5 protein-coding genes are annotated in these 6,017 nt (G+C 75.4%); all 5 read right to left on the reverse strand.

Annotated elements, in window-relative coordinates; all coding sequences use genetic code 11:
* The coding region (locus tag AB0K65_RS32185; protein WP_365722822.1) for a condensation domain-containing protein at positions 1-1,491 on the reverse strand (1,491 nt) is incomplete at its 3' end.
* Between the two features lie 10 nt (positions 1,492-1,501).
* The gene (locus tag AB0K65_RS32190; protein ID WP_365722824.1) at positions 1,502-3,379 is read right to left on the reverse strand and encodes a non-ribosomal peptide synthetase; all 1,878 of its coding nucleotides are present in this window, start codon (positions 3,377-3,379) and stop codon (positions 1,502-1,504) included.
* Positions 3,376-4,410 carry a TauD/TfdA family dioxygenase gene (locus AB0K65_RS32195; RefSeq protein ID WP_365722826.1) on the reverse strand — a complete coding sequence of 345 codons (1,035 nt, stop codon included), beginning with the start codon at positions 4,408-4,410 and terminating at the stop codon, positions 3,376-3,378. Before AB0K65_RS32195 ends, AB0K65_RS32190 begins: the two co-directional genes overlap by 4 nt.
* 178 nt (positions 4,411-4,588) lie before the next feature.
* Positions 4,589-5,416, reverse strand: coding sequence for an alpha/beta fold hydrolase (locus AB0K65_RS32200; protein ID WP_365722828.1), 828 nt, complete (start codon positions 5,414-5,416; stop codon positions 4,589-4,591).
* The coding region (locus tag AB0K65_RS32205) for a phosphopantetheine-binding protein (RefSeq protein ID WP_365722830.1) at positions 5,413-6,017 on the reverse strand (605 nt) is incomplete at its 5' end. The genes AB0K65_RS32205 and AB0K65_RS32200, both read right to left, overlap by 4 nt.

Raw genomic sequence — 6,017 nt, forward strand, 5'->3', positions numbered from 1 at the left:
GGCCCCCACCCATATAAACCCCACCCTCACACCACTCTTTCCCAACCCCCCCCTCTCCCGATCGGGCGCCCCCGCCGTCGCCGCCCGGGCGGCGGCCAGCGCCTCGTGCCGGGCGGCCAGCCCGGCACGCTCCTCGGCCGTGGTCAGCGACAGCGCTCCGAGCGGCCGGCCGGCGTCGCGGGCGAAGCCCTCCAGAGCCCGGGTGAACAGGTCCAGGAGCAGTCGTGCCGTGGACGCGTCGAACAGGTCGACGGCGTAGCCCAGCGCGAGGTCGAGCCCGTCGGGGGAGCCGTCCGGGGTGACGCGCTGCCCGCAGGAGAAGGTGAGGTCGAACTTGGCGGCTCCCAGGTCGGCGGTGCCCGGCCGGCCGGTGAGGTGCGGCCCGAGCGCGACCGGGCCGGTGCCCTCGGCGCCGTCGACGTTCAGCATCACCTGGAACAGCGGGTGGTGGCCCAGCGACCGCTCCGGCGCGAGCCGCTCCACCAGCAGCTCGAACGGCAGGTCCTGGTGTTCGTACGCCGCCAGGTCGGCGTCCCGGACCCGCTCCAGCAAGGTGGCCGCGCTCGGATCGCCCGAGAGGTCCGTGCGCAGCGCCAGGGTGTTGACGAAGAACCCGACGAGCTCGTACAGATCCTCCTCGGGCCGGCCGGCGACCGGTGTGCCGATCACCAGGTCGGGGCCGGAGCCGGCCGCGGCCAGGGCGGCCGCCAGCGCCGCCCGTACCACCATCGGCAGGCTGGCCCGGTGCTCCTTGGCCAGGGCGAGCAGCGCCCGGTGGGTGCCGACGGGGACCCGGGCGGTGAGCGTGCCACCGCGCCCGGAGGGCTCGGTCGGCCGCGGCCGGTCCGCGGGCAGGGCCGTGACCGCGGGGGCCCCTTCGAGCCGCCGCCGCCAGTGGTCGAGCTGCTCCGCGGCCAGGCTCTCGGGATCCTCGGGGTCGCCGAGCAGTTCCCGCTGCCACACGGCGTAGTCGGCGTACTGGACCGGCAAGGGCTCCCAGGCGGGGGCCCGGCCCGCGAGCCGGGCGCGGTAGGCGGCGTCCAGGTCGCGGAGCAGGGGGCGTACGGACCAGCCGTCCGTGGCGATGTGGTGGAGCAGCAGCACCAGGACGGAGCCCTCGCCGCCGTCCGGTCCGGCGGGTGCGGTGAACAGCCGCACCCGCAGCGGGGGTCCGGCGGTGACGTCGACCGGCTCCCGGACGAACGCGGCCACCCGGTCCGGCCACGTGGCGGGCGGGCACCGGACCACCTCGGGCGGGGGTACCGCCCCGGGCTCCCGGACCTCCTGCCGGGGCTCGGCGTCCGGGCCGGCCGGCAGGACGGTGCGCAGCACCTCGTGCCGCTCGACCAGATCGACGAGGGCCGCCCCGAGCACCGCGGGGTCGGGCGTCCCGTCAAGGTGCAGCACCACCGGGGCGTTGTAGGTGGCGGACGGGCCTTCCAGCCGCCCGAGGAACCACAGGCGGCGCTGGGCGAACGACAACGGGGTCACGGTCATGTCCTCAGGCGTCGTGGGCTGCGACGAGCCCGTCGATGTAGGCGGCGAGGTCCCGCAGCCGCGGGTTGGCGTAGACGGCCTTCACCGGCAGCGCCACGCCGAGATCGGCGCGTACCCGCGAGACGAGCTTGATCGCGAGCAGGGAATGGCCGCCCAGTTTGAAGAAGTTGTCGTCGGGGCCGATGGAGTCCGCCCCGAGCACGGTGGTCCAGACCCCGGCGATCAGCGCTTCGGAGGCGGACGGCCCGCCCTCCGCCGCGGCGGCCCGCCCCGGGGCCCGTAGGGCCGGCTGCGGCGCGGCCGGCGCCGGTTCGGGCAGCGCGGCCCGGTCCAGCTTGCCGTTGACGGTCGTCGGGAAGCGGTCCAGGGCGACGAGGACGGCGGGCACCATGTACGCGGGCAGGGAGCCGGCCAGCAGCTCCTTCAGAGCCGCCTCGGTCACCGGACCCGTGGCCCGGTAGTAGGCGACCAGACCGGGCGCCCCGTGCACGTCGTCCCGCAGCACGACGGCGGCCTCGGCGACGGCCGCGTACGCGGTCAGCGCCGCCTCGATCTCGGGGAGTTCGATGCGGAAGCCGCGCAGTTTCACCTGCCCGTCCGAGCGGCCCAGGTAGGCGAGCCGGCCACCGGGGAGGACCCGCACCAGGTCCCCCGTGCGGTACATGCGCCCGCCCGGCTCGGCGTCGTCTCCCAGGTCGGCGGTGAACCGCTCGGCGGTGAGGCCGGGTCGGCGGCGGTAGCCGCGGCCCACGCGGGGCCCGGCGAGGTACAGCTCGCCGACCCCGTCCGGGCCGACCGGCCGAAGCCTCTCGTCGAGCACGCGCGTCCGCAGCCCCGGCAGGACGGCGCCGATGTGCGGCGCGGCGGTCTCCCCGGCCGGCGTCTCGATCCAGCCGGCGGTGGCGTCCACGGTGCACTCGGTGGGCCCGTACAGGTTGACCGCGCGCAGGGCGCCCGTCCTCGCCGCCTGGGCGATCCGGGCCCACAGTGCGGGGCTGATCGCCTCGCCGCCGATCAGCAGGGTGAGCGGGCGGCCGCCCGCGGCGCGCTCGCCGAGCAGCTCCAGCAGCGGGTCCGCGTGCGAGGGCGTGAGGTCCAGGTCGGTGAGGCGTTCGTCGGCCACGAGCGCGGCGAGCAGGGCCGGGTCGGCGCGCGTCTCGTCGTCGATCATCACCAGGGTGTCGCCGCGGCAGACCCGGGTCCACTGCTGCACGGAGGCGTCGAACGAGGGCGAGGCGTTCCAGCCGACCCTGCCGGCCTCGGTCAGGGCGATGTGGACGTCCTCCAGCTCGGCCAGCAGCCGGGCGGCGGCCGCCCGGCCGATCTCGACGCCCTTGGGACGGCCGGTCGAGCCGGAGGTGTAGATGACGTACGCCAGCGTGTCCCCGGTCACGGGCACCGGCCGGTACGCCGGCACGGGTGCCTCGTCGGCGAGCAGCTCCCGCAGGTCGAGGTGGGGGACGCCGGGCAGCGGGGGCGGGTCGTCGGGGCCGCCGCCGAGGGTGACGACGGCGTCGGCGCCGGAGTCCGCGACCAGGTAGCGGCGCCGCTCGGCGGGCAGCTTCGGGTCGACCGGCAGGTAGGCGGCGCCCGCGGTGAGGGTGCCGATCAGCGCGGACACCAGGCCGGCGCCGCGCGGCAGGCAGAGCGCGACCACGCTCTCCGGGCCGACGCCGTGGGCGGCCAGCCGGGTGGCGATCCGCATGGCGTCGGCGCGCAGGTCATCGAAGGTGAGCGCGCGGTCGGCGGCGACGACGGCGGCACGGTCGCCCGGGACGGCGGCCAGCCGGTCCAGCAGGTCGGCGGGCGCCGGCCTCGCGGCGACGGCGGGAGCGAGGGTACGGGTGCGCTCGGGCAGGACGGCGGTCATGGCGGTGGTCACTTCCCGAAGACGGTGGTGGACGGCTGGGTGGCGGGGGAGCAGTCGGCGAGCGCGACCGGCTCGCCCATGGCGACGAGGATCTTCCGGTCGCCCTTGAACGCCTCGCGGCCGTGGGCGCAGAGGACGTTGTCCACGAGCATCAGGTCGCCGCGCTGCCAGGTCTCGCGGCGCGTCACCCGGTCGTAGACCTCGTTGACGGCGTCCACCTCGGCGTCCGTGAGCCGCGTTCCGTCGCCCAGATAGGTGTTGAAGGGCAAACCCTCCTCGCCGTACGTCTCGACGAGCACGTCACGGACGTCCGGGTCGAGGGTGCGGCCGTTCCAGAAGGCGAAGTGGTTGAACCACACCCGCTCCCCGGTCACCGGGTGCGTGACGATCGCCGAGCGGCGCTGCCGGGTGACCAGGGAGTCGTCGTCCAGCCACTCGTACCCGATGGTGTTCTCGTCGCAGTACGCCTCGGCGACCGCCTTCTCCTCGGTGGCGAAGGTCTTGTACCAGGGCAGCCCCGCCAGTTCGGAGTAGTTGCGCACGAGCAGCCATCCGGCCTTCTCGAAGCGGTCCCGCAGGTCCGCCGGCAGCAGCCGCAGGGCCTCGCGCATGTCGCCGACGGTGGTGGCCCCGCCCTCCTCGGGGGCGGTCACGCAGCCGAACAGGAGCACTCCGGGGAAGTCCAGGGTGTAGCTGTTCTCGTTGTGCAGCCGGATCGGCTGGGCGGCCGGCAGGTCGGTGGACGAGAACACGCCCTCGCCGAAGTCGGTGCGCGGGGTGGCCTTCTCCTTGTACCCGGCGCGCCGCGCGATCAGCGCGTCGCGTGCGGTGGCGAAGTCGGCCGCGTCGGTGACGGGCAGGCCCCGCAGCAGCACGGCGCCGGAGCGGTGCAGCTCCGCCTGGATACCGGCCCGGTGGGCGCTCAGCCACGCGGCGGCGGCGGCGATGTCGGCGTGGCCGGGGGTGACCACGACGGCGGGCTTGCCCGGCTCGCGGAGCACGGTCAGGTCGGTGGAGGCGGGAGCATCGGCGAAGGTCGTCATCGGAACAGTCCTCTGCTGCGGGAAGAGCACGGAATCGGGAAAGGGTGAGTGCGGGTGCGGGGAAGCGGGCCGGATACGGGCACGGGGCCCGGGCGGCACCCGTACGGGGAGGGATACGGCCACGAGGCGGGGCGGTCCCCGTACGGAAGCCCTGACGGGGGAGGCGGTGCGTCAGGGGTCACACCGTGGCGGCCGCGAACGCCGCCGGAACGGGCGCGGCGCCGGTGCCGGGCCGCGCGTCACCGGCGAGGACGGTGCCGACCAGGGCGAGGAAAGCCGGGAGTCGGCGCTGGAAGTAGAAGTGGCCGCCGGGCAGGACGTGCGCCGCGAAGCCGGCCTCGGTGATCTCCTCCCACCGGTCGAGCGCCGTCACCGGCACCACCGGGTCCGCGTCCCCTCCGATGACGGTGACCGGGCAGGAGACGTGTGCCTCCTCGACGGGGCAGCGGTACACGTCGTCGATGGCGAAGTCCGCGCGGATGGACGGGATGATGATCTCCCGCAGCTCGGGCTCGTCGAGGATTCCGTCGTCCGTGCCGCCCCGCTCCTTGATCGCGGCGACCAGCTGGTCGTCGTCCAGCCGCTCGGGATGGACGGCGCTGGGGTTCTCCAGGAACGGTGCCCGGCAGGCCGAGGCGACCAGGGCGCGCGGGGCACGGCCGGCCTCGGTGAGGAGCCGGGCCACCTCGAAGGCGACCAGTGAGCCCATGCTGTGTCCGAGGACCACCAGGTCCTCGCCCGCGTCGGCGGGGAGTGCCGCCGCCACGGGGCCCGCCAGGTCGGCGATGGTCCGGGGCAGGTCCTCGGCGAACCGGGCGCCGCGGCCCGGATACTGGCCGATCAACAGCCTGACGTCCCCCGGCAGATGGGCCCGCCAGTCGGCGTAGGCGTGGGCGTTCCCGCCCGCGTGCGGCAGCACCAGGAGCGCGGTCCGCTGAGGGCCGTCGCCGGGCAGGTCCCAGACGATGTCGGCGGCGTCGGGAAGGGGGGCGGTCCGGTCGGTCATGAGGTGATCCGTTCCTGGTCGGCGCGGCGGCGCAGGGCGGGCCTGGCGCGGCGCGGTTTCGAGGTGGTCGGGGCCTGCGCGGTCCGGGCGTCCAGGGAGGCCGTGAGCCGGGCCGGGGTGGGGTTCTGGAACACGTCGCGCAGAGTGAGGCGCACGTCCAGGGCGGCGCCCAGACGGTTGGTGAGCCGGGCGGCGAGCAGGGAGTGCCCGCCGAGGTCGAAGAAGTCGTCGTCGAGGGAGACCGGCGCGGACGTGCCGAGCGCCTCGGTGAACGCCGCGCACACCGTCCGTTCCAGTTCGGTCCGCGGCTCCCTTCCGCCGGTGCCGGGGCCCGCGTGCGGCGCGGGCAGGGCCCGTTTGTCGATCTTGCCGTTGGGTGTGAGGGGGAGCCGGTCGAGGGGGACGACGAAGGCCGGGACCATGTGGTCCGGCAGCCGCTCGCGCAGCCACAGGCGGACCTCCGCCGGCGAGGGCCGCCCGGTCCCGGAGTCGGAGGCGACCACGTGGGCGATCAGCTGCGCCGTGCCGTGGCGGTCCGGCCGGGTGGTCACGGTGGCTTGGGTGAGGTGGGGGTGGGTGGTGAGGAGGGTTTCGATTTCGG

Source organism: Streptomyces sp. NPDC053755 (genome assembly GCF_040677675.1).
Classification (GTDB): domain Bacteria; phylum Actinomycetota; class Actinomycetes; order Streptomycetales; family Streptomycetaceae; genus Streptomyces.